This is a genomic window from Sphingobium indicum BiD32 (assembly GCF_000382885.1).
Taxonomy (GTDB): Bacteria; Pseudomonadota; Alphaproteobacteria; order Sphingomonadales; family Sphingomonadaceae; genus Sphingobium; species Sphingobium japonicum_C.
Genome location: NZ_CAVK010000171.1, coordinates 15057 through 38269, shown reverse-complemented (window position 1 = coordinate 38269; position 23213 = coordinate 15057). Strand labels below are relative to the sequence as shown.

Annotated in this window: 22 protein-coding genes; 8 read left to right on the top strand and 14 right to left on the bottom strand. The window is 62.0% G+C overall.

What is annotated here, in order from left to right:
* The first annotated feature begins 17 nt into the window (after window positions 1-17).
* A complete protein-coding gene (gene clpX / locus EBBID32_RS17045; protein WP_037491445.1) occupies window positions 18-1286 on the top strand; it encodes an ATP-dependent Clp protease ATP-binding subunit ClpX in 1269 nt (422 codons plus the stop codon).
* A gap of 365 nt (window positions 1287-1651) precedes the next feature.
* Entirely contained in the window at window positions 1652-4207 is a 2556-nt protein-coding gene (locus EBBID32_RS17040) for a TonB-dependent receptor (RefSeq protein ID WP_006961767.1), read from the top strand.
* A 53-nt stretch (window positions 4208-4260) separates the two neighbouring features.
* Here the strand turns inward: EBBID32_RS17040 and mtgA are convergent, their stop codons facing one another.
* The 3 genes from mtgA to EBBID32_RS17025 form a co-directional block, all read right to left on the bottom strand.
* Entirely contained in the window at window positions 4261-4956 is a 696-nt protein-coding gene (mtgA, locus tag EBBID32_RS17035; protein WP_006961765.1) for a monofunctional biosynthetic peptidoglycan transglycosylase, read from the bottom strand.
* A gap of 102 nt (window positions 4957-5058) precedes the next feature.
* Complete coding sequence (gene rpoH / locus EBBID32_RS17030; protein WP_006961763.1) at window positions 5059-5973, bottom strand: RNA polymerase sigma factor RpoH; 915 nt, start codon at window positions 5971-5973, stop codon at window positions 5059-5061.
* 77 nt (window positions 5974-6050) lie between these two features.
* Window positions 6051-7007: an RluA family pseudouridine synthase gene (locus tag EBBID32_RS17025; RefSeq protein ID WP_006961761.1), complete on the bottom strand. Its 957-nt coding sequence runs from the start codon at window positions 7005-7007 to the stop codon at window positions 6051-6053.
* A gap of 17 nt (window positions 7008-7024) precedes the next feature.
* Here EBBID32_RS17025 and EBBID32_RS17020 point away from each other — a divergent pair, with 17 nt between their 5' ends.
* Window positions 7025-7426 (top strand): M67 family metallopeptidase, encoded by a 402-nt coding sequence (locus EBBID32_RS17020; protein WP_006961760.1) that lies wholly within the window; start codon window positions 7025-7027, stop codon window positions 7424-7426.
* 101 nt (window positions 7427-7527) lie between these two features.
* On the top strand, window positions 7528-8175 hold the full coding sequence (locus tag EBBID32_RS17015; protein WP_037491442.1) for a histidine phosphotransferase family protein: 648 nt from the start codon (window positions 7528-7530) through the stop codon (window positions 8173-8175).
* 253 nt (window positions 8176-8428) lie between these two features.
* On the opposite strand, the gene EBBID32_RS17010 is transcribed toward EBBID32_RS17015, so the two are convergent.
* From EBBID32_RS17010 to EBBID32_RS16965, 10 genes are all read right to left on the bottom strand, one after another.
* Complete coding sequence (locus tag EBBID32_RS17010) at window positions 8429-9373, bottom strand: hemolysin family protein (protein ID WP_006961758.1); 945 nt, start codon at window positions 9371-9373, stop codon at window positions 8429-8431.
* Between the two features lie 8 nt (window positions 9374-9381).
* Window positions 9382-9897 carry an rRNA maturation RNase YbeY gene (gene ybeY / locus EBBID32_RS17005; protein ID WP_006961751.1) on the bottom strand — a complete coding sequence of 172 codons (516 nt, stop codon included), beginning with the start codon at window positions 9895-9897 and terminating at the stop codon, window positions 9382-9384.
* A gap of 45 nt (window positions 9898-9942) precedes the next feature.
* Complete coding sequence (locus EBBID32_RS17000; RefSeq protein ID WP_006961750.1) at window positions 9943-10944, bottom strand: PhoH family protein; 1002 nt, start codon at window positions 10942-10944, stop codon at window positions 9943-9945.
* A gap of 101 nt (window positions 10945-11045) precedes the next feature.
* Complete coding sequence (miaB, locus tag EBBID32_RS16995; protein ID WP_037491438.1) at window positions 11046-12395, bottom strand: tRNA (N6-isopentenyl adenosine(37)-C2)-methylthiotransferase MiaB; 1350 nt, start codon at window positions 12393-12395, stop codon at window positions 11046-11048.
* A gap of 7 nt (window positions 12396-12402) precedes the next feature.
* The gene (locus tag EBBID32_RS16990) at window positions 12403-13185 is read right to left on the bottom strand and encodes a lysophospholipid acyltransferase family protein (RefSeq protein WP_037491467.1); all 783 of its coding nucleotides are present in this window, start codon (window positions 13183-13185) and stop codon (window positions 12403-12405) included.
* A gap of 4 nt (window positions 13186-13189) precedes the next feature.
* Window positions 13190-13612, bottom strand: a complete 423-nt coding sequence (locus tag EBBID32_RS16985) for a Fur family transcriptional regulator (protein WP_006961747.1) — start codon at window positions 13610-13612, stop codon at window positions 13190-13192.
* Window positions 13613-13735: 123 nt separating this feature from the next.
* A complete protein-coding gene (locus EBBID32_RS16980; RefSeq protein WP_006961746.1) occupies window positions 13736-14164 on the bottom strand; it encodes a MucR family transcriptional regulator in 429 nt (142 codons plus the stop codon).
* A gap of 111 nt (window positions 14165-14275) precedes the next feature.
* Entirely contained in the window at window positions 14276-14755 is a 480-nt protein-coding gene (gene rimI / locus EBBID32_RS16975) for a ribosomal protein S18-alanine N-acetyltransferase (protein WP_006961745.1), read from the bottom strand.
* Window positions 14752-15381, bottom strand: coding sequence for a tRNA (adenosine(37)-N6)-threonylcarbamoyltransferase complex dimerization subunit type 1 TsaB (gene tsaB, locus EBBID32_RS16970; RefSeq protein ID WP_006961744.1), 630 nt, complete (start codon window positions 15379-15381; stop codon window positions 14752-14754). Before tsaB ends, rimI begins: the two co-directional genes overlap by 4 nt.
* 82 nt (window positions 15382-15463) lie before the next feature.
* Entirely contained in the window at window positions 15464-16039 is a 576-nt protein-coding gene (locus EBBID32_RS16965; RefSeq protein WP_037491464.1) for a NifU family protein, read from the bottom strand.
* Window positions 16040-16136: 97 nt separating this feature from the next.
* Here EBBID32_RS16965 and EBBID32_RS16960 point away from each other — a divergent pair, with 97 nt between their 5' ends.
* From EBBID32_RS16960 to EBBID32_RS16950, 3 genes are all read left to right on the top strand, one after another.
* Complete coding sequence (locus EBBID32_RS16960) at window positions 16137-16607, top strand: pyridoxamine 5'-phosphate oxidase family protein (protein ID WP_006961742.1); 471 nt, start codon at window positions 16137-16139, stop codon at window positions 16605-16607.
* A gap of 297 nt (window positions 16608-16904) precedes the next feature.
* Window positions 16905-18287 (top strand): DEAD/DEAH box helicase, encoded by a 1383-nt coding sequence (locus EBBID32_RS16955; protein ID WP_037491435.1) that lies wholly within the window; start codon window positions 16905-16907, stop codon window positions 18285-18287.
* Between the two features lie 135 nt (window positions 18288-18422).
* A complete protein-coding gene (locus EBBID32_RS16950) occupies window positions 18423-21311 on the top strand; it encodes a M16 family metallopeptidase (RefSeq protein WP_006961740.1) in 2889 nt (962 codons plus the stop codon).
* A 34-nt stretch (window positions 21312-21345) separates the two neighbouring features.
* On the opposite strand, the gene EBBID32_RS16945 is transcribed toward EBBID32_RS16950, so the two are convergent.
* Complete coding sequence (locus tag EBBID32_RS16945) at window positions 21346-21891, bottom strand: TetR/AcrR family transcriptional regulator (RefSeq protein ID WP_006961739.1); 546 nt, start codon at window positions 21889-21891, stop codon at window positions 21346-21348.
* A 173-nt stretch (window positions 21892-22064) separates the two neighbouring features.
* Between EBBID32_RS16945 and EBBID32_RS16940 the strand changes: the two genes are divergently transcribed.
* A complete protein-coding gene (locus EBBID32_RS16940; RefSeq protein WP_006961738.1) occupies window positions 22065-23213 on the top strand; it encodes an efflux RND transporter periplasmic adaptor subunit in 1149 nt (382 codons plus the stop codon).

The following is a 23213-nucleotide window of genomic DNA, read 5'->3' as shown; positions in this document are numbered from 1 at the left end:
GGAAGAAAGATTGGCGAATGACTAAGCTTACCGGCTCCGATTCCAAGAGCACGCTCTATTGCTCCTTCTGCGGCAAGTCGCAGCATGAAGTGCGCAAGCTGATCGCTGGGCCGACCGTGTTCATCTGTGATGAGTGCGTCGAGCTGTGCAACGACATCATCCGCGAGGAGACCAAGGGCGGTCTCGTCGGCAAGAAGGATGGCGGCGTGCCGACCCCGCAGGAAATCTGCGATGTTCTGGACGATTATGTCATCGGCCAGAACCGGGCGAAGCGTGTCCTGTCGGTTGCGGTCCATAACCATTACAAGCGTCTGAACCATGGCAGCAAGCCGGGCGAGGTCGAACTGGCCAAGTCCAACATCCTGCTGGTCGGTCCCACTGGTTGCGGCAAGACTTTGCTGGCGCAGACGCTGGCCAAGACGTTCGACGTGCCCTTCACCATGGCCGACGCGACGACGCTGACCGAAGCGGGCTATGTCGGCGAGGATGTGGAGAACATCATCCTCAAGCTGCTCCAGGCGTCCGACTATAATGTCGAGAAGGCGCAGCGCGGAATCGTCTATATCGACGAAATCGACAAGATCAGCCGCAAGGCGGAAAATCCCTCCATCACCCGCGACGTGTCGGGTGAGGGCGTGCAGCAGGCGCTGCTCAAGCTGATGGAGGGCACGACCGCCTCCGTCCCGCCCCAGGGCGGGCGCAAGCATCCGCAGCAGGAATTTTTGCAGGTCGACACGACCAACATATTGTTCATCTGCGGCGGCGCCTTTGCTGGTCTGGAAAAGATCATCGGTGACCGTCTGGAAGCCAAGTCGATCGGTTTCGGTGCCTATGTAGCCGCGCCCGAAGAACGCAAGACCGGCGAGTTGCTGCGGTCGAGCGAGCCGGAAGATCTGCTGAAATTCGGTCTGATCCCCGAATTTGTCGGCCGCCTGCCGGTCATCGCGACGCTGGAAGATCTGGACGTGTCGGCGCTGGTCAAGATTTTGGGCGAGCCAAAGAACGCGCTGGTCAAGCAATATGGCAAGCTGTTCGAGATGGAGAATGTCGACCTCAGCTTCACCGACGAAGCGCTGGTCGCGATCGCCAAGAAGGCGATCGAGCGCAAGACCGGCGCACGCGGGCTGCGTTCCATCCTCGAAGCGATCCTGCTCGACACGATGTTCGACCTGCCCTCCATGCAGGGGGTGGGCGAAGTCGTGGTCGACAAGGATGTGGTCGCCGGCAAGAAGGAACCGATTCGCGTGTTCAGCGAAAGCGCGAAGCGAGCCGAGGACGCCGCCTGATTTCAGGCACGGCACTAGGCTGAAAAAGGGGCTGACGGGCAACCGTCGGCCCTTTTTCTTTAGCCATTTTCGCGATGGCACAAATATTCCTGCTGCGTTGCAAAATTGCACCACCGTTAAATAGCCACTCAAATTTGCCATAAAATATATATAAAACAATGATATAGTCTTGTATTACCCCTCGTCCGGCATGCCAAACTGCCGCTTTGTTCGCACCTGTGACATGGCCTGTTGTACATTGTAACAAAAGTGCAGCCATAGCATCACAGGGCCGTCGCCAGAGGCCGTCACAGGCGGCTCCGGCTTGCAAGAGCATAACAGCAGGGCGCGCCAGCGCCGCTCCTGAACAAGGGACAAAGGGTCATATGAAACAGTTTCTGATGTGCAGCGCCGCGATGATCGCCGTAGCCGCTCCCACCGCCGCCTTCGCCCAGTCGACCGGCTCGTCGGACTTTGAAGATAGCATCATCGTCACCGGTGCGCGCATCGACCAAGGTGTTGGTGGGATCAAGATCCCTGACTCACCCAAAGCAAAGGTGGTTTTGGGCCAGGAGATCATCCAGGCACAGCGCCCTGGCCAGTCGGTCAACGAAATCATCAACCTCGTACCGGGCGTCAGCTTCACCAACAACGATCCCTGGGGTTCCAGCGGCGGTAACTTCACCATCCGTGGTTTCGGCTCCGATCGTATCTCGCAGACGTTTGATGGCATCCCGCTCAACGATTCTGGCAACTATGCTGTTTACACTAATCAGCAAGTCGATCCCGAATTGATCGAAACCGTCAACGTCAATCTCGGTTCTACCGATGTGGACAGCCCGACCGCCGCGGCGGTCGGTGGCACTGTCAACATCAACACGCTCGAACCCAGCGATGATTATGGCGTCCTCGCGAGCGTCAGCTATGGCAACATCGTTGCCAATGGTTCGGGCGATCGTCCTTATTTCCGTATGTTTGGGGTCGTCAATACGGGCGATTTGACCGGTCATGGCACCAAGGCGTGGTTCTCTGCCTCGCGCGCGAAAAACGTCGCTGCCTATGCGAACTATGGCGATGTCTATAAGCAGCAATATAATGCCAAGATCTGGCAGGATATCGGCGACGATGGCGATTTCGTGTCGATCGCTGGTCACTACAACCAGAACCGTAACAATTTCGGCGGTTCCCCTTTCCGCGCCAACGCCTTCACGGGGGACAAGTCCGGCCGCTTCTACAATATCTCTGGCGGCTACCCCTGCACGGTCAGCCAGACCAGCGTGCCCAATTCCTGCGGCACTGATTTTGAACGGCGCTTCAACCCGTCCAATACTGGCAATGTTCGTTTGAACTCGAAGTTTACCCTCACCGAACGTTTGACCTTCTCGGTTGATGGTGCCTATCAGTATGTCAAGGCGAATGGCGGAGGCACGACCAGCGCTAACGAAGGCTTTTTCACTTCTGGTGGTCAGCTGTTCACTGGCAACTATAATGGCCAGTTCTATTTCGGCCGTGACTTGAACGGGGATAACGCGATTGGCCGGGTAACTGTGCTCCAGCCCAGCCAGACTAACACGCGTCGCTGGATTGGCATTGCCAACCTTGCCTATGAAATCGACGATAGCAATCGCGTACGTTTATCGTACAGCTACGACCGTGCGCGTCATCGTCAGACGGGTGCAGCGGGCGCTCTGGACGCCGGTGGTACGCCGCTGGATGTGTTCTCGATCAACGATCCCCTGACCGACGCGGCTGGCAATGTGCTGCAAAAGCGTGATCGTCTGTCCTATGCGACGCTGCACCAGATCGCGGGTGAATATCGCGGCCAGTTTTTTGACGATAATCTGACCGTTCTTATCGGTGGCCGCATTCCTTATTTCACGCGCGACCTGAACCAAAATTGTTTCACGACGAGCACTGGCGGTTTCGTCAACTGCGTGCCGAGCGATCAGATTGCGGCCTATACCGCCGCCAATCCGTATAGCTTTAACAGCACGACCGGCCGGGCCAGCGGATCGGCATTGCCGCAGGCGCGCAAGCTGAAATATGACAAGTTCCTGCCTAATCTTGGTGCAACCCTCAAGATTACGCCGGAAATCAGCCTCGCAGGCAGCTATGCCAAGAATATTTCGGTTCCCAGCACCGACGCGCTCTACAATGCCTTCTCCTTCCCGGCGGGCAGCGAAGAGGCAAAGCGTGTCGCCGAAACGTCCGACAGCTTTGACGCCGGCGTACGTTATACCAGCGCCAAGGTGCAGGCCGCTGTCACCGGTTGGTATTCGGAATATAAGAACCGTCTGATCACCGCTTATGACATTGACGGCAATGCCACGACCGCGAACCTTGGTCCGGTGAAGAAATATGGCGTCGATGCCAGCATTTCCTACAGCCCGATCGAACAGTTCACGGCCTATGTGTTTGGTTCCTACATCAAGTCGGAAATCCAGAACGACGCCATCACGTCCAGTTGTGCTGCGACCAGCGACATTGCGTTGGCGGGGCTGTGTTATGTGCAGGATGGGACCGCCTATCTGCGCACATCGGGCAAGCGCGAGCGTGAAGCGCCGAAATATCTGTTTGGTGGCCGTATGCAGGCCAATCTGGGCGACCTCACCATGGGCGTTCAGGCCAAGCGGACCAGTTCGCGCTATCTCAACGACATCAATGGCGAGATTCAGAGCGTCACCACTGGTACGACCACAAGGCTGATCTTCCCCGGTGCCAAGTTCGCGGCCTACACAATCGTCGATCTCGACATTCGCTACTCGCTCGCCAGCCTCGGCATGGAAAAGGGCGCGATCCAGCTGAACGTCAGCAACCTGTTCGACAAATTCTATGTCGGCTCGTTCAGCGGCGGTCTGGACACGCTGGCCAGTTCGTCGTCGGCATTTGTGAACTTCGGTTCGCCACGTGCGATCAGTGCTTCGCTGATCGTGGGCTTCTGATCCGACCGATCAACCGATAAATGAAAAGGGCGGGGAGCAATTCCCGCCCTTTTTCATTTGAGGCACCCATCCAGCCCGTCGCGCTGGACCGCGCCGATCCGGGCGGCGATGGTGTTGCCATAGCGGCGGGTAAAGCCGCTGGGGGCTACGGCGGCGCGGCGTTTGGGGAGGGGCAGGATCGCGGCGATGCGGGCGGCCTCGCCGCGGGTCAGGCGTCCGGCGCCATGTTTGAAATAGCGGATCGCGCCCGCCTGAACCCCATAGGTACCGATGCCGGTCTCCGCGACGTTCAGATAGACTTCCATGATCCGCCGCTTGCCCCAGATCGCCTCGATCAACATGGTGAACCAGGCTTCAAACCCCTTGCGGACGAAACCGCCGCCCTGCCACAGGAACACGTTTTTGGCCGTCTGCTGGCTGATCGTCGATCCGCCGCGCACCCGGCCGCCACTGGCGTTATGGATCGCTGCCTTGGCGATGGCGTCGACATCGAAACCATGATGGGTGCAGAATTTGCCATCCTCCGCCGCAATTGCCGCCCGCGCCATGTCGGGGTCGATCTCGTCCAGGCTCATCCAGTCCTTGGTAATGCCATTGGGGTCGAGCAACATGGTCATCGTCACCGGCGGGGGCACGAAACGGTAGAGTGTCACCATCAGCAACGAGAGGATGATGAAGCCGATCAGGATTTTGAACGGAATGCTGATCCAGCGTGAACGGCGGCGGGGGGAGGCGGGTTTGGCGGTCATGCCGCCAGCGTAACGCGCCCGGTGGCTTCCGCTCAAGCGGGGAAGCCACAAAAAAAGACGCCGGAATCGCTCCCGACGTCCTTTCAATTTCTTTCCGACCGATCAGGCGGCGGCGAAGCGGGCCATCTGGCTGAGCTTGTCGCCTGCAATCCGCATCATCGCCTTTTGCAGCTTCTCGAAAGCGCGCACCTCGATCTGGCGGACGCGCTCACGCGACACGCCATAGACCTGGCTCAGTTCCTCCAGCGTCTTGGGCTCTTCGGCCAGACGCCGTTCGGCCAAGATGTGCTTTTCCCGGTCGTTGAGGTCGGTCATCGCTTCGACCAGCATTTCATGGCGCTGGGTGCGTTCCTGTTCGTCAGCGACGCGCTCGTCCTGCAACGGATCAGTGTCCTGCAACCAATCCTGCCACTGACCGTCGCCATCCTCGCGCATCGGGACGTTGAGCGACGTGTCGCCGCCCATCGCCATGCGACGGTTCATCGACACGACATCCTGTTCGGATACGCCAAGGTCAGTCGCGATCTTGGTGACGTCCTCCGGCTTGAGGTCGCCATCCTCGAACGCTTCGATATTGTTCTTCATCCGGCGCAGGTTGAAGAACAGCTTCTTCTGCGACGCGGTGGTGCCCATCTTGACCAGCGACCAGCTGCGCAGGATGAATTCCTGGATCGAGGCGCGAATCCACCACATGGCATAGGTCGCCAGGCGGAAGCCACGATCAGCCTCGAACTTCTTGACGCCCTGCATCAGGCCGATATTGCCTTCGGAGATCAGTTCGCTGACCGGCAGGCCATAGCCGCGATAGCCCATCGCAATCTTTGCCACCAAACGCAGATGCGAGGTTACCAGCTGGGCTGCGGCCTCAGGATACTGATGCTCCTCATACCGCTTGGCGAGCATATATTCCTGCTCTGGGGTCAGAAGCGGAAATTTGCGGATTTCCGACAGATAGCGGTTGAGGCTGGCTTCACCGCCCAGCGCTGGAACCGCGGGGACATTGCTCGTCTTGGCCATGTCGCTTCACCTTTCCCTTTCATGCGCGGCGGGACCCAGAAGAGGCGTCCGAACCACCGTCGCAAACTTGTTCATGTCTATACGTGGAGCTGGCTTAACAGTTCCTGCATATCGGCAGGGAGTGCACTTTGGAACATAAGCCGTTCGTCCGTTACCGGATGTATGAACCCCAGGCTTTTGGCGTGCAATGCCTGCCTTTTGAAACCCAGTGTTTCCAGTATTGATTTGAAACCTTTTCTTTCTCTACCGTAAACCGGATCACCGATCAAGGGGTGCCCGATATGGTGCATATGGACGCGGACCTGATGGGTGCGGCCGGTTTCCAGCCGACATTCCACCATGGCCGCGTCGCGCAGTCGTTCGATCGTGCGATAATGGGTGATCGCATGTTTGCCGCGTCCTTCGCGATGAACCGCCATCTTCTTTCGATCAGCGTCGGATCGGCCGAGCCAGGCATCGATCGTGCCGGAGCCGGGCAGGGGGTGGCCATAGACGATAGCGGCATAGAGTCGTTCTATACTGTGATCCTTGAACTGGCGCGCCAGCCCGTCATGGGCCTTGTCCGATTTGGCGACGACGAGCAGGCCGGACGTGTCCTTGTCGATGCGGTGGACGATGCCGGGGCGGGCGACACCGCCAATGCCCGACAACTGCCCGTGGCAATGATGCAGCAGGGCGTTGACCAATGTGCCGTCCAGATTGCCCGCGGCGGGATGGACCACCAGCCCGGCGGGCTTGTCCACCACGATCAGGTCGGCATCCTCATGCACGATGGCGAGCGGAATATCCTGCGCCACATTGTCCAGCGCTACGGGGGCGGGCAGGGTGATGGCGAAGCTCTGGCCGGTCGCGACCTTGATGGTCGTGCCGATCTTGATCGACTGGCCGGTCGATCGGACATGGCCATCGTTGATCAGCGCCTTCAATCGCTCCCGCGACAGGTCGGGCAGCAGGTCGGCCAGCGCCCGGTCGAGCCGCATCCCGTCCTGCGCCTGCGCGATTGTCGCTTCGATGATGGAAACCCCCGGACCCATTGGTTAGGGATGTAGGGATGTCGGTCACAATATCAAGGATGCTGCTGGACCAGATCCAGGCGATTGCGGCCGCGGATCGGGCGGAGGTGTGCGGATTGTTGCTGGGCGCGGCGGGGCGAATCGACGCCATCGCGCCTGCCGCCAATGTCGCGCCTGACCCGGCGCGCCATTTCGAGCTGGACCCGGTGGCGCTGATCGCGGCGCACCGGGTGGCGCGGGCGGGCGGGGCGCAGATTATCGGCCATTATCACTCGCATCCGTCGGGGGTGGCAGTGCCATCGGCCACTGATGCTGCCTGCGCCGCGCCGGACGGGAGCCTGTGGCTGATCGTAGCGGGGGCAGATGCGCGGCTGTGGGTGGCGCAGGGGGATGGTGCGGCAGGCGTGCGCTTCGCTCCGGCGACGCTGCGGGTCGAGTGAACGAAAGGCGGCGCGACGGGGTTGCATCGCCCGGCGTGGCAGCGCATTAGCCAGTCAGGCCATCCTTGATATTCACAAAAATTGGCGGCGCAGACCCTGACATGACCCACCCCATCGACAGCATCGAATTTGCCAGCCTTCTCTGTTCGCGCCTGTGCCACGACCTTTTGAGTCCGGTCGGCGCGCTCAACAACGGCCTGGAACTGATGGCGGACGAGACCGATCCGGACATGCGCCAGCGCTGTCTGGACCTGCTGGCCGACAGCGCGCGGACGTCCGCCAACAAGCTTAAATATTTCCGCCTCGCCTTCGGCTCTGCCGGGGGGTTTGGCGACGCGGTGCCACCGCATGAGGCGCGCGTCGCGATCGAAGGGATGTTCGCCGGGACTGGCCGGGTCAAGGTCGGCTGGATGGTCGAGGAACAGATGCTGGGCAAGTTGCCGGTCAAGGTGCTGCTCAACCTGGCGCTGATCGTGGGCGACGCACTGGTGCGTGGTGGACAGCTGGATATTGGCGCGGAGAAGCGGCCGGGCGTGACCGAAATCGTCGTGCGCGGCGAAGGACCGAAGGTGGTACTGGACCCCGATCTGCGCGCGGCGCTGGCGGGGACGCTGCCGCCTGAAGGGCTGGCGTCGCGTACTGCGGCGGCATGGATGGTGCGGCAGCTGGTGACCGGCGCGGGCGGCGAGATTGCGCTGTCGCCACCGGGTGAGCCGGTGCTGCTGTTCGGGGCGTCTATTCCCGGTTGAGGGATGGGCGGGCCGAGACGACCAAACCTCCGTTCACCCTGAGCCTGTCGAAGGGCTGTACTTCTTAGAGCGCGATGACCTCAAATTGCCTCTCTCAGCCTCCGTTCGTTTCGAGCGAAGTCGAGAAACGGTAGCGCGCGGTTTCTCGACTTCGCTCGAAACGAACGGATCGAGGCAAAGTTATCGCACTTCAAGTAGAAGGGTGAGGCATCGTCAGGCTCAGCCCAAACGGGTGTAAGGGGTCAGACGAATATCAATCCTCTTCGTCCAGAACCTTCTCGACCGGCGGATGAAGCCGCAACCGCGTTACGCGGCGGCCATCGCTGGCCAGGATTTCCAGTTTCCAGCCGCTTTGTTCATGGTCGAGTATCTCGCCTGGTTCCGGTACGCGGCCCGCGATGATGAAGGCCAGGCCGCCCAGCGTGTCGACATCTTCGTCGATGTCGCCCAGCTTCTCGTCAATTTCCTCGGCCACATCGTCCAGTTCGGCGCGGGCGTCGGCTTCCCACAGGCCGCCTTCAAGCGGCACCAGCATCGCTTCGGGCGCGTCGTCATGCTCATCCTCGACGTCGCCGACGATTTCCTCGACCAGATCCTCGAAGGTCAACAGGCCTTCGGTGCCCGAATATTCGTCCAGCACGATGGCCAGATGGGTGCGCTTGGCGCGCATTTCGGCGAGCAGGTCGAGCGCGCCCATGCTTTCAGGCACATAGAGCGGCTGGCGGATCAGAGGGGCCAGCGTATCGGGCACCGGTGACTTGCCCGCCAGGATCGCGAAAGCATCGCGGATATGGACCATGCCGACGATGGTATCGAGCGTATCGCGATAGACAGGGATTCGGCTGTGGCCCGCTTCGGCGAACAGGGCGGCGAGATCGGCGAAGCTCGCTTTCTCCTCAATCGCTATGATATCGGCGCGGGGAACCGCGACATCATCGACCGTATGTTCGGAAAAATGGAGCAGGTTGCGGACCATCTGGCGCTCGATCGCCGACAGGTCTCCCTTGGCGGGCGGGGATGCGCCCTCGTCCTGCTCCTCCTCGTCATATTCGTCGAGCGCTTCTTCCAGTTCCTGCCGCAGGGTCGTGGATTCGCCATCGCCGAACAGGAGCGCCTTTATACCGCTCCATAAACCGCCTTCATTACTACTGTCCGATTCCTTGGAACCGTTGCCGTCCTTCGGGCTGCCCTCAGCCATAGTTAGTCCTATACCCCTGATATAATTCTATCCCCGTAGGGATCGGAAAGGCCAAGGCTGGCCAGCGCCGCAATTTCCAGCGCTTCCATCGCCTCGGCCTCATTGTCGTCCATATGATCATATCCAAGCAAATGAAAAGTCCCGTGGATAATCAAATGCGCGGCATGATCGGCGATCGAGATGCCCTTGTCGGTCGCTTCGGCGGCGCAGACCCCCTCCGCCAGCACGATGTCGCCCAGCAACACCTCGCCATCGTCGGTGTTCGACGTGCCTTGCAACAGGTCGGCCTGCACCATCGGGAAGGACAGGACGTTGGTGGGCTTGTCCTTGTCCCGATAGGCGCGGTTCAGTTCATGCACTTCCTCATCGCTGGTCAGTTTGACCGCGACTTCATACAGCGCCTCGTCCGTGGCGAAGGCGGCATAGGGGCTGTGGGTGATGGCGGCGAACACCGCGCGCTGGGCGAGCAGTTCCCAGTCGGTGCCGGGCCAGCCGGTGTCATGGAGAACGGCGACGTCAATCATTGAACGAACTTTCCTCCGTTCAGTGCGAACGGATAATTTTTTGGCCTAAGCATCCGGCCCCTCATAAGCCTGCACGATCCGGCCGACGACCGGATGGCGCACGACGTCGCCGATGCCGAACGGCACCATCGCGATGCCCTCCACCCCGTCCAGCCGCGCGACTGCGTCAGCCAGACCCGACGCGCCCGGTTGCGGCAGATCGACCTGCTTGGGATCGCCGCAAATGACCATGCGGCTGCCTTCGCCAAAGCGGGTGAGGAACATCTTCATCTGGGCGATGGTGGTGTTCTGCGCCTCGTCCAGCACGATGAAGGCATTGGCCAGCGTCCGCCCGCGCATGAAGGCGAGCGGGGCGATCTCGATCTCGCCGGATGCGATCCGCCGCTCGACCTGCTCGGCGGGCAGCGTGTCGTAGAGCGCATCGTAGATCGGGCGGAGATAGGGATCGACCTTCTCCTTCATGTCGCCGGGCAGGAAGCCCAACCGCTCGCCTGCCTCGACAGCAGGGCGCGAGAGGATCAGCCTGTCGACCGATCCGGTGATGAGCTGGCTGACGGCTTGCGCTACCGCCAGATAAGTCTTGCCCGTGCCTGCCGGACCCAGCGCGAAAATGATGTCGTTCCGGTTCAGCGCCTCCATATAGGTGACCTGGGTAGCGGAGCGGGGGACGATCGTTTTCTTGCGGGTGCGGATCATCACCGTAGGTGGTTCGGCCACGTCATGGCGGATGATGCCGTCCAGCGTCGGTTCGGACGACATGGCGATCACTGCCTCGACCGCGCCGGCGTCAATCTGTTGTCCCGCGACGATGCGGTTATAGAGACCGGTCATGACGTCGCGGGCGCGGGCGGCGGCTTCCGCCTCGCCCTCGATCTGCAACTTGTTGCCGCGCGCGGCGATATAGACGCCCAGCCGGTTTTCGATCGCGACCAGATTCTGGTCATATTGGCCGAACAACGTGCCCAGCAGATGCGGCTTTTCAAAAGTGACTTCGAGCCGCGCGCGTTCGGCAATGTCGGTACGGGGGTGGTGCGGTTTCTTGCCCATTTAAAAGCCTCCCTTGCTCGTCATGCATCTCGTGAGGATCGGCCGGAGCCGTAAATCGGGGAGATGGCGTCCCACGGGTGCGGGAATGACGAGGCTTTGGTTCAAGCGGCTTTCCTCCTGCTATATTCGCCGGCCAGACTATTGGGACCGGCGCTGATGATGTCGACGTCTATCATGTCACCGATCGCATTGTCGGGCGCGGTGACGTGAACCGATTGCAGCCAGGGCGTCTTGCCGATCAGCTGGCCGGGGAAGCGGCCCTTGCGTTCCAGCAAAATGGCGGTGCGGCGACCGACCGTGGCGGCGTTGAAATCGACCTGATGCCGGTTGATCGCAGCCTGAAGCCGGGCAAGGCGATCGTCCATGACATCGGCGGCCACCTGACCGTCCATGTCGGCGGCAGGGGTGCCGGGGCGGGGGCTATATTTGAACGAATAGCATTGGGCATAGCCCACGGCATCGACGATCCGCAGCGTATCGGCAAATTCTTCTTCCGTCTCACCGGGAAAGCCGACGATGAAGTCGCCCGATACCGCAATGTCCGGGCGGACCATGCGCACCCGTTCGATCAGGCGCAGATAGCTCTCGACGCTGTGGCTGCGGTTCATGGCTTTCAGGATGCGGTCATTGCCCGACTGCACGGGCAGATGGAGGAAGGGCATCAGCTTGTCGATTTCGCCATGGGCGGCGATCAGGCCGTCGCTCATGTCGTTGGGATGGCTGGTGGTGTAGCGGATACGCTGGAGCGCCCCGATCTTCGCCAGTTCGCGGACCAGCCCGTCCATGCCCTGCGCGCGGCCCTTGTCGTCCTCCCCGGTCCAGGCGTTCACATTCTGGCCCAGCAGCGTGATTTCCTTGACCCCGCCATCGACCAGCGCTTTCGCCTCGTCAATGATCGCGTCCCAGGAGCGGCTGATTTCCGCGCCGCGCGTGTAGGGGACGACGCAATAGGTGCAGAATTTGTCGCACCCTTCCATGATCGTCAGGAAGGCGGTGGGCCGCGCCTGCTTGGTGCGGGCGGGCAGGGCGCCGAATTTGGAGGCGGCGGGCATGTCGGTATCGACCGCCGCTTCGCCGCGACCGGCCTTTTCGATCAGGTCGGGCAGGCGGTGATACGCCTGCGGGCCGACGACGATGTCCACGGTCTTGGCGCGGCGGCTGATCTCGCTTCCCTCCGCCTGCGCGACGCAGCCAGCGACCGCGATCATCGGGCGGCTGCCATCTTCGCGAGTCATCCGGCCAATGTCCGAATAGACTTTGTCCACCGCCTTTTCGCGGATGTGGCAGGTGTTGAGAATCACCAGATCGGCGTCATTTCCGTCCGTAGCGGCAGTCATGCCACGCTCGCCCAGCATCTCGGCCATGCGTTCGCCATCATAGACGTTCATCTGGCAGCCGAAGGATTTGACGTGGAAGGTGGCCGGAGTCTTGGGCGGTAGGGGACGATTCATGGCCCAGCTATACAGGCGGCAGGGGGGTAGCGGAAGGCCGATGCTGCGTTGCGGCGCTATCGGGCGCATTTTGCGCGATGCTGGCCGCTATCGCGTCGCGCGCGGTGGCGGCGATGACCTTGCGGTCGGCGCAGTCGGCCGGATCGAACGGCGCCAGGAAACGCAGCATGACGTCCAGTCGCCCCTTGCGTCCCAACACACGCCAGGCGTTGGTCCCGGCCGGTTCGTCGCCATGCCAGGCGATGGCGGCAGTCGTCACGCCATAGTCGATATGCACCGGCTGGATCAGCACCGCGCGCGGCGGCGGCAGCAGCACGGCGAGCAGCGACGGCTTGAATGGCAGTAGTCCGCTGCCGTCGCTGGTCGTGCCTTCGGGAAACAGTGCGACCGGTTGATGACCCAGCATCGCGGCACGCAGCGCGTCAATTTGCCCAGACAGGGCGCCGCGCCGTTCGCGGGCGACGAACAATGTGTTGTTCTGGGCTGCCAGCCAGCCGACGATAGGCCAGCGGGCAATGCCGTCATGCGCGACAAAGGCTGCGCCGGTTGCGCCGCCCATGACGAGGATATCGATCCAGCTGACATGGTTGGCGAGCAGGAACATGTCGCCGCCATGCGGCTGCCCCGCGATCTGCACCCGCACGCCCACAGCGCGCGCGGCCAGTGCCAGAAAGCGGCGCGGCCAGGGCGATCGGCGACGCAGGGCGCGCCAGAACAAATGGGGAAGCAGGCACGCCAGCAGGCTGGCAATCAGCGCTGCGATGCGCGTCCAGCGGCGGAGGGGTGCCAGCGCGTCAGTTCTTCCGATCGAGGGCGACGCCGTACAGTTCCATGCGATGATCGACCAGCCGGAAGCCCAGCTTTTCGGCGATCTGCTTCTGCAACTGTTCCAGTTCGGGGTCGACAAATTCGATGACATTGCCGGTTTCGACGTCAATCAGATGGTCGTGATGCGATTCGGGCGCGGCTTCATAACGGGCGCGGCCATCGCCAAAATCATGACGCTCCAGAATGCCGGCCTCCTCGAACAGGCGCACCGTGCGATAGACGGTGGCGATCGAAATGCCGGGGTCGATGGCGGCGGATCGCTTGTGCAGTTCCTCGACATCGGGATGGTCGGAAGCATCGCTCAGCACCTGGGCGATCACCCGGCGCTGTTCGGTGATGCGCAGCCCCTTTTCATGGCACAGGGCTTCGACGTCGATCTTGCGGTTCATGGAGTCTCGCTGGCTTTAGAGGTGCGGACAGTCAAGCAAAGCCTAACGGCTTTTCCCGTCGCGTAAAGGGGCACATGGCGTCATGTGCCCCCCGACGCAAGACTGTTCCGTCAGCCGGGCGGATTACTTCGCGGCGCTGCCCGTGCGGCGACGCTTGGTGCCCAGGCCAATCTTCTTGGCCAGCGTGCGACGCTGTTCGGCATAGTTGGGAGCGACCATCGGATAGTCGAGGGGCAGACCCCACTTGGCGCGGTAGTCGTCGGGCGTCATCTGATAATGGGTCATCAGGTGGCGTTTGAGCATCTTGAGCTTCTTGCCATCTTCCAGGCAGATGATGAAATCCGGCTTGATCGACGAACGAACCGAAACAGCGGGTTCGGGTTTTACGTCTGGCACGGTGATCGGTTCGCTCAGCCCTGACAATGCGGCATGGACATTCTGGATCAGAGCGGCGACATCAGAGACTGACACGCTGTTATTGGAGACATGAGCGGCGACAATGTCGGACGTCAAAGTAATGAGCAGTTCGCTCTGGGCGGATTCGATTTCCATTGTCCTGTATCCTGTAAGGCTATTGTTGTGCGACCCGTCCTACGAGATTCATTTCAGGAACGGTACATATGCGCTAGACCTTGCCAGACATTTTCGCAAGAGCATATGGGGTCAAGCCAGCATGTCGATGCGAAAACTCAGAGCATCATATAGTTGTCCATCATTGCCGCGATAGTAACCGGGGCGACGATGTACATATTCAAAGCCTGTTTTCTCATAGAGATGGATGGCATTGTTGCTAGCGCGCACTTCCAAATTCATGGACGTGATGCCCCTGCGGCGGGCCGTCCGCAAACTATCGCGTAGCAACGCTTCGCCAATGCCACGTCCGCGCCAGGCCGGGTCGACCGCCAGCAGCAGCAATTCACATTCGTCCAGCACGGATCGCACCAGCGCAAAGCCCAGGGGCGCCGCGTCCACGCGCGCGATCGTCAGCCAGGTGCCGGGCATCATCATGACGCCCGCGAGTTGCGGCAATGTCCATGCCTCGCCAAAAACCGGATCGAAGGCGGGCTCCATCACCGTCATTGCATCGGCCATCGCGTTGCGCTCGCTCTGGTCATAGGTGTCGAGGACGAGGCCAGGCATCATGACGCCGCGCGCTCCGCCATTGTCTGCGCATCCGCGCCACGACCATATATCGGCGTTGCGGGCAGGGCGGGCAGGGCGGCGATCAGCCCATAGTCCGCCGCATCGGGATAGAGATTGGCTGCTGCACCGTGGCCGCGCGCGGTCACCAGTGCTTCCGCACCGGTGCCATAAAGGGTGGCGATCTCAAGCTCAGTCGCCAGAGAGGCGATGGCAGTCGATGCGATCGGCGTTGTAGCCTTCAAGCCATCGGGGGTGAAGCATTGCCAGAAGAGTTCGCCATGGCCGCCGGTGATGGTGACGGCGATCGGTTCGTTGCCGGCATGGATTTGCGCGGCTTGCGCCGCGATCAGCGACGGGGCACTATATCCCCGGAGCGGCAACCCCCAGGCCAGCGCCAGAGCGCGCGCGGCGGCGATGCCGATGCGCACGCCGGTGAAGCTGCCGGGGCCGACATTGACGGCAATGGCGTCCGCGCGACCGCCATCGGGCAGAGCGGCAATAGCGGGTAGCAGCGCTTCGGCATGACCGCGCCCGACAATCTCATGGAAGCGCGCGACTGGCACTCCATCTTCCAGCAGCGCCACGGACAAAGCCTGTGTCGCGGTGTCAATCACCAGCAGGCGCAAACGATACTCCCCTCAAGATTCCTCTTGCGGTTAGTCGATCCGTCGCGATTTGCCAAATGGTGGAACGGACAGGGGCAGACGATCAGACCGCGCGCACTTCCGTGACTTCGGGAACATAATGTTTGAGCAGTTGCTCGATCCCGTTCTTCAGCGTCGCGCTGGAAGATGGGCAGCCCGCACAGGCGCCCTGCATCTTGAGGAAAACGGTGCCCTTGTCGAAGCCGCGATAGATGATGTCGCCGCCGTCATTGGCGACGGCGGGGCGGACGCGGGTGTCGATCAGATCGCGGATTTGCGCGACGATCTCGGCATCCTGGGGGTCATCGCCAAAACTGTCATCGTCCAGAGGCACGCTGATGTCGGCAGCTGACCCCGGCGCGAACAGCGGCATGTTGGCGGAAAAATGCTCCAGCAGAATCGACAGCACGTCAGGCTTGACGTCGCGCCATTCCGATCCGGGCGCGATCGTCACCGAAATGAAGTCACCGCCAAAGAACACGCCGGTGACATCGCCCAGTCCGAACAGCGCATCGGCGAGCGGAGACGCTTCGGCCTCTTCAGGCGTCGCAAAGTCGCGCGTTCCATTGCCCATGACCGCCTGGCCGGGGAGGAATTTGATGGTCGCCGGATTGGGCGTGAGTTCGGTCTCGATCAGCATGGCCGCTATGTGGAGATTTGCGGGGGCAAGATCAAGCGTTTCGGGAACTTCGCTGGCGGCCATCGATTATTCGGGATGACCCAGCAGGAGAGATAAAATGGCAACGGAAAAAGATATTCGCGAACATTTCTGGAGCGATATGACGAAAAGCCCCTATTTGATGGTGGGGTTGAACAATAGTCACGAACATAGTCTGCCGATGACGGCGCAGCTTGATCCTGACGCTGATCATTGCTTCTGGTTCTATACGTCGCGCGACAATCGCCTGGCCCCTGGCGGCCCGGCCATGGCCCAGTTCGCGGCCAAGGATCACGGCCTGTTCGCCTGCATCAACGGCACGCTGGTCGAGGAAAGCGATCCGGCGGTGATTGATCGCTACTGGTCCAAACAGGTCGAGGCCTGGTATGAGGGTGGCCGCAACGATCCCAATTTGCTGATGCTGCGCTTTGACCTGGGCACGGCGGAAATCTGGCTGGCTGACCTGTCGCTGACCGGGGTGTTCAAGATGCTGTTCGGCGGTGACGTCGCCAAGGAAATGGAATCCAAGCACGCCGAAATTTCGCTGTAAATGCCCCATCATTCTCGCGGCCGTGCCATCCCGCACGGCCGCTTGCTATTTGCCTGCATCTTCGCCATATGCGTTGCAGCGCAGCAGAGGGACCATGACGGTCCCACAGCGATTGGCAGCGTGATCGTCCGCAACCTGGGTGGCTGAAACAGCCGCACAAGGACCACGGACCGGCCAATGAGAGTCTGCGCCAAGCTTGAGGCTTCCCTTTTCACGCGGGTCGTTTCGTAACCCGCCTCGCGCCCTTCCTGCATCCGCAGAGCAAGTTGGCGCCAAGGCCCACTTGTGAGTTTTTCAATGCAATTCAATGACTTTGGTCTGGCTGAGCCGATCATGAAGGCGCTCGCCTCCAAAAATTACGTTACCCCCACGCCAATCCAGGAAAAGGCGATCCCCGTCCTGCTGGAAGGCAAGGATCTGTGCGGCATCGCCCAGACCGGCACCGGCAAGACCGCAGCCTTTGCGCTGCCCAGTCTGGATTATTTCGCGCGTAACCCCAGGGCGACGCCGATCAAGGGCTGCCGGATGCTGGTGCTGGCCCCGACCCGCGAACTCGCCGCGCAGATCGCGCAGAGCTTTCGCGATTATGGCCGTTTCCTGAAATTGTCGGTGGAAACCGTGTTCGGCGGTGTGCCGATCGGCAAGCAGATCCGTGCGCTGGCGGGCGGCGTCGATGTCGTCGTTGCGACGCCCGGCCGCTTGCTCGACCTGATCGAGCAGCGCGCGCTGACCATCAAGGACACCGAAATCTTCGTACTCGACGAAGCGGACCAGATGATGGACATGGGCTTCATCCAGCCCCTGAAGCGCATCGCCAAGATGCTGCCGGCTGATCGCCAGAACCTGTTTTTCTCGGCCACCATGCCCAAGGAAATCGAGGCGCTCGCCGCCCAGTTCCTGAACAATCCGGTCAAGGTCAGCGTCGCGCCGCAATCGACCACCGCCGAGCGTGTCCATCAGCGCGCTACCTTCGTCAATCAGGGTGAGAAGCAGGCGCTGCTCCACCTGATCCTCAAGAGCGAGGACATCGACCGCGCGCTGATCTTCACCCGCACCAAGCATGGCGCCGACCGCGTCGTGCGTTTCCTGGAAGGGGCGGGGATCGAGGCATTCGCGATCCATGGCAACAAGAGCCAGGGCCAGCGCACCACCGCGCTCCAGGCTTTCCGCCAGGGCAAGGTGAAGCTGCTGGTCGCGACCGACATCGCCGCGCGTGGCATCGACGTGTCGGGCGTGTCCCACGTCATCAACTTTGAAATCCCCAATGTGGCCGAACAATATGTTCACCGCATCGGCCGCACCGCGCGCGCTGGCGCCGAAGGCATCGCGATCAGCTTCGTGGCGGACGATGAGCGGCCCTATCTCAAGGCCATCGAGAGGGCCACGCGGGTCAAGCTGGAAATGGAGCCGCTGCCGGAGAATTTCATGGAAGCGGTGCGCAACCTGCCCAAGCCTGCCGCCCCCAAGAAGGGACCCAGCCAAACGCCCCAGCAGCAGGCGCGTCGTGCCGATGGCCAGCGCAAATATCAGGACGGCCAGAAGCAGCAGCGCGGCACCCCTGACCGCGCCCATCGCCCCGACGCAGAGGGTGGCGAAAAGCGCCCCTTCCGCCGTCGCCGCAGTGGCGGTGCGGTCGGCGCGCACAAGGGCGCCGTCCAGCGCACGGGTGCGCCGCGCTAAATCAATCGGCCGTTCGTTTCGAGCGAGTCGAGAAACGCTTCTCGACTCGCTCGAAGCGAGCGGGCGCTTTACCCCCTTCCCATGACCGTCATTGTCAGTAGCCATTCAGGAAAATCCCGTTAGGCTTGCGCGCCTATGAGATTTTTCCCACGGCGCACCGCCGCTTCGCTGACTGTCCTTGCCCTGCTGCTGACGGGCTCGCCCGCGCCGCTGGCTGCCCGGACCGATCCTGTTCCTGCCGTCGCGGGCAGCGCGCTTGCGCCGCAGGTGCGGCCGTGGCTCTACGAAAATAGCGATGTCCCCATCGACGCGGCGTGGCGTTTTGGCACGCTGTCCAACGGCCTGCGCTATGCGATCCGTCGCAACGGCGTGCCGCCGGGGCAGGTGTCGGTGCGGCTGCGGATTGACGCGGGATCGCTGATGGAGCGGTCCGACGAGCAGGGCTATGCCCATTTCATGGAGCATCTGACCTTTCGCGGGTCCCGCCATGTTCCCGATGGCGAATCCAAGCGCATCTGGCAGCGGCTGGGTGTGACCTTTGGCAGTGACAGCAATGCGCAGACGACTCCGACCGGCACCAGCTATGCGCTCGACCTGCCGCAGGCGACGCAGCAGACCCTTGGCGAGAGCCTGAAAATCCTGTCCGGCATGATGGCCGATCCCAATATCATCGACAGCGCGGTCAATGCCGAGCGGGCCGTCGTGCTGGCCGAACGGCGCGAGGGTGACGGGCCGCAGATGCGGATTTCCGACATCAGCCGCCTACATTTTTTCGCCGGGCAGCCGCTGGCCGATCATGCGCCGATCGGCACGGTGGCGACGCTCAATGCGGCGACGGCGGCGAAGATGACGGCGTTTCACCAGCGCTGGTATCGCCCGGAAAATGCGGTGATCGCGATTGCGGGGGATATCGACCCGGCGCTGGCCGAACAGTTGATAAAGGAGCAGTTTGGCGGCTGGTCGGTGCCTGGCAAGGGCGCGCCGCTGCCCGATTTCGGCACGCCCGATCCCAAATTCCCTGCCACCCGCGTCGCGGTGGAGCCGGGCGTGCCGCTGGGCATGACGCTGGCGTGGCTGCGCCCTTGGAAACCGCGCGCCGACACTATCCTGTACAATCAGGACAAGCTGACCGACATGCTGGCGTTGCAGATCATCAGTCGGCGGCTGGAACAGGCGGCGCGCAGCGGCGGCAGCTTCCTGCAATCGAGCGTCGAGCAGCAGGATGTCAGCCGGTCGGTCGATGGCACCTTCATGACGATCATCCCGACAGGCGATAATTGGGAAAAGGCGCTGGCCGATGTGCGCGCTATTGTGGAGGACGCCAAGACCACACCGCCCAGCCAGATCGAGATCGACCGTGAATATGCCCAGATGGACACAGCGCTGGCGATCCAGGTCGAAAATGCCGATACCGAGGCCGGGGCCAAACAGGCGAGCGACCTGATCAGCGCGGTCGATATTCGCGAAACCACCGTCAGTCCCGATGCGGCACTCAGCATCTTCCGGTCGGGCAAGGCGAACATGACACCGGCCAAGATTGTGGAATCCACCAACCGGTTGTTTTCCGCGGGCGTGTTCCGCACCCTGCTGGTGACAGGCAAGGCGCAGCCGGGGCTGGACGCGAAGCTGGCCGCCGCCGTCGCAGCGCCGGTCAAGGCCGCGACCAACGCGCGGCTGGCCGACAAGCTGGTGACGATGGCCGACCTGCCCAAATTGGGCGCGCCGGCCACCGTCGTGTCCCGCACGCCGATCGGCCTGCCGGGGATGGAGAGCATCAGCTTTTCCAACGGGGTCAAGCTGACCCTGTTCGCCAATGATGCCGAGACCGAGAAGGTGCGGATCAACGTGCGTTTCGGCCATGGGCAGCAGGCTTTCTCGCCCACCAAGCCGGTGGCGAGCTGGGCGGGCGACTATGCACTGGTGGCCAGCGGCATCGGTACGCTGGGCCAGCGCGAACTGGATGACCTGACCAATGGTCGCCGCATGGGCATGGACTTTGCGACGGACGAGGATGCGTTCGAGTTGCAGGCGGTGACGCGCCCGGCGGACTATAAGGATCAATTGCGCCTGTTCGCGACCAAGCTGGGTGCGCCCGGCTGGGATCCGGCCCCGATCGCGCGGGTCAAGACCGGCGCGACCGTCGCCTATGACGCCATGACCCGATCCCCCGATGCAGTGCTGAGCCGGGATTTAAGCTGGTTGCTGCATGACAAGGATGTGCGGTTTCGCACGCCGTCACTGGCCGAAATCAACGCGCTGACGCCGCAGGCCTTCCGCGCGACATGGGAACCGGTGCTGGCGTCGGGACCGATCGAGGTGCAGATTTTCGGACAGGTGAAGGCCGACGATGCCATTGCGGCGGTGGCTGCGACGCTGGGGGCGCTGCCCCCCCGTCCCGACACGCCCGTTCCTGCCGCCAACCGCGCGATGCGCTTCCCGGCCCATGTCGAAACCCCGGTGGTATTGCGGCACAAGGGGGACAAGGAACAGGCCGCCGCCGTCATGGCATGGCCGACGTCTGGCGGCTTCGCCCTGCAAAAGGAAGCGCGCCAACTGGAAATATTGACGCAGATATTCAACGATCGGCTGTTCGACCGGCTGCGATCGACCGAGGGCGCGGCCTATTCACCCAGTGTCCAGAATAGCTGGCCTTTTTCCTATGAGAGCGGCGGCTATATCCTCGTGACCAGCCAGGTGCGGCCAGACCGGATCGGCTATTTCTACGATGTGGTGAAATCGACTGCGGCTGATCTGGCCAAGACGCCGGTCAGCGACGATGAATTGCAGCGCGCGGTTGCGCCGATGCGGCAGATGCTGATGCGGGCGGGGACGGGCAATGCCTTCTGGATGAACCAGATGGAAGGCGCTACCCATGATGCGCGCTATGTCGCGGCGATGCAGGCCATGGCGCAGGATATGCTGACCGTCACCCCGGCGCAGTTGCAGGCGCTGGCGGCCCGCTATCTGACCCCGGCAAAAAGCTGGTCGGCGATGGTCCTGCCCGAAGGGGTGGCCGCGAAATAGCGGGCGCGGGGCGCGCGCCGCACCAACAGCTGGGTTAGCGAATGGCGCGCAGGGCTGCGACGATCATGCGGGCGGACAGGCGGGCGGTGTCGGTCGCGCTCAGGCAGGGGCGCGACAGGCTGCGGTGGCCAAGGCCAAAGAGGCAGGCGAGCACGACCTCCTCCGCGCCGTCCAGCGCTTCGCCTGAGAGGTCAGGATTGGCGGCGCAGGCAAAGTCGCGAATATAGCGGCGAAAGCGCACGCACATCGCGGCGATCGTGTCCCCCACCGGCCGGTTACGGAAACTTTCGGCCATGATGTCGAACGACAAGGCCTCATCCTTTTCATCGACGATGTGCAGCAGCAATTGCTCGAACGTCTGTTCGATCGTCAGTTCGCCTGCATCCAGCCGGTTGCGCAGTGCATCCATGTGCAGGCAGCGTTCGTCTGCATCGGCCTGTACAATGGCGGAGATGATATCCTCCTTGCCCTTGAACAGGCGATAAATCTGGCCGACCGAAACTTTTGCCGCCGTTGCGAGTTCCGCCATCGACGATTGGTGGAAACCATGATTGTCGAACAGGTCGCGGGCAGCAGCCATGATCCGCTCCTTACCCGTCCTTTCCGAAGCTGGCTGATCTTGCTGCACTGCGGTCATTTTTACCCTCTCAACCTTTTTCTATCTTGAATTCCTTTTGGCATGATCCTACCTGCGGCGCAAGTGGAATGAACGTTCATTCCTATCAGTATCCTATCAAAACGGAAATATGCACGATGCAAAAGGGGAAGTTCATCGGATTGCTGGCGTGCGCGTCGGCGCTGGCGCTGAGTGCCTGCGGCGATAGCCCGCCGCCTGCACCGCCGCCGCCCGCCGTCGGCGTGGTGACGCTCTCGACCGGCTCAGCGCCGCTGCTCAACGAGCTGCCGGGGCGGATCGTAGCGGTCGAAACCGCTGAAGTCCGGCCGCAAATCAGCGGCGTCATTCGCCGTCGCCTGTTTGCCGAGGGCAGCGTCGTGCGGGCCGGGCAATTGCTGTACGAGATTGAGGATGCCCCCTACCGCGCCGCCGTGGCGCAGGCGCAGGGATCGCTGGCGCGGGCCAATGCCGCGATCCGGTCGACCAGTTTGCAGGCGCAACGCTACAAGGAACTGGTTGGCATCAACGCAGTGAGCCGCCAGGAATATGACAATGCAGATGCGGCCGCGCAGCAGGCGCGCGCCGATGTTGCAGCGCAGCGTGGCGCTCTGCAATCGGCGCAGGTGAACCAGAATTTCACCCGCATCCGCGCGCCCATTTCGGGTCGTATCGGCCGATCGCTGTTCACCCCCGGCGCGCTGGTGCAGGCAGGCCAGGCGGACCCGCTGGCAACGATCCAGCGTACCGACACTGTCTATGTTGATGTCACCCAGTCCGCCGCGCAGATCATCGACCTGAAACAGTCGATGAAAAGTGGCGGGGTGAGCGAAGCCGATGGCGCACGTATCCAGTTGCTGCTGCCCAATGGCAGCGCCTATCCGATCGAGGGTCGCCTGCAATTTTCCGAAGTGTCGGTCGATCCGACGTCGGGCGCGGTGACGTTGCGCGCATCCTTTGCCAATCCCGACGGTCTGTTGTTGCCCGGCATGTATGTCCGCGCCAAAATGATCGAGGGTCAGCGGACCCAGGCCATCCTCGCGCCCCAGCAGGGCATCACCCGCGATGCACGCGGTCGCGCGACGGCGATGGTCGTTGGCAAGGATAACAAGGCGGAAATGCGCCAGGTGACCGTCGATCGCGCGGTTGGTGACAAGTGGATCGTGACCGGAGGGCTGAAGGCTGGCGACCGGCTGATCGTCGAGGGGCTGGTCAACCTGCGCCCCGGCACGCTGGTCAAACCCGGCGCGCCGCAGCAGGTGACGGCTTCCAAGGGCGGGGCACAATAA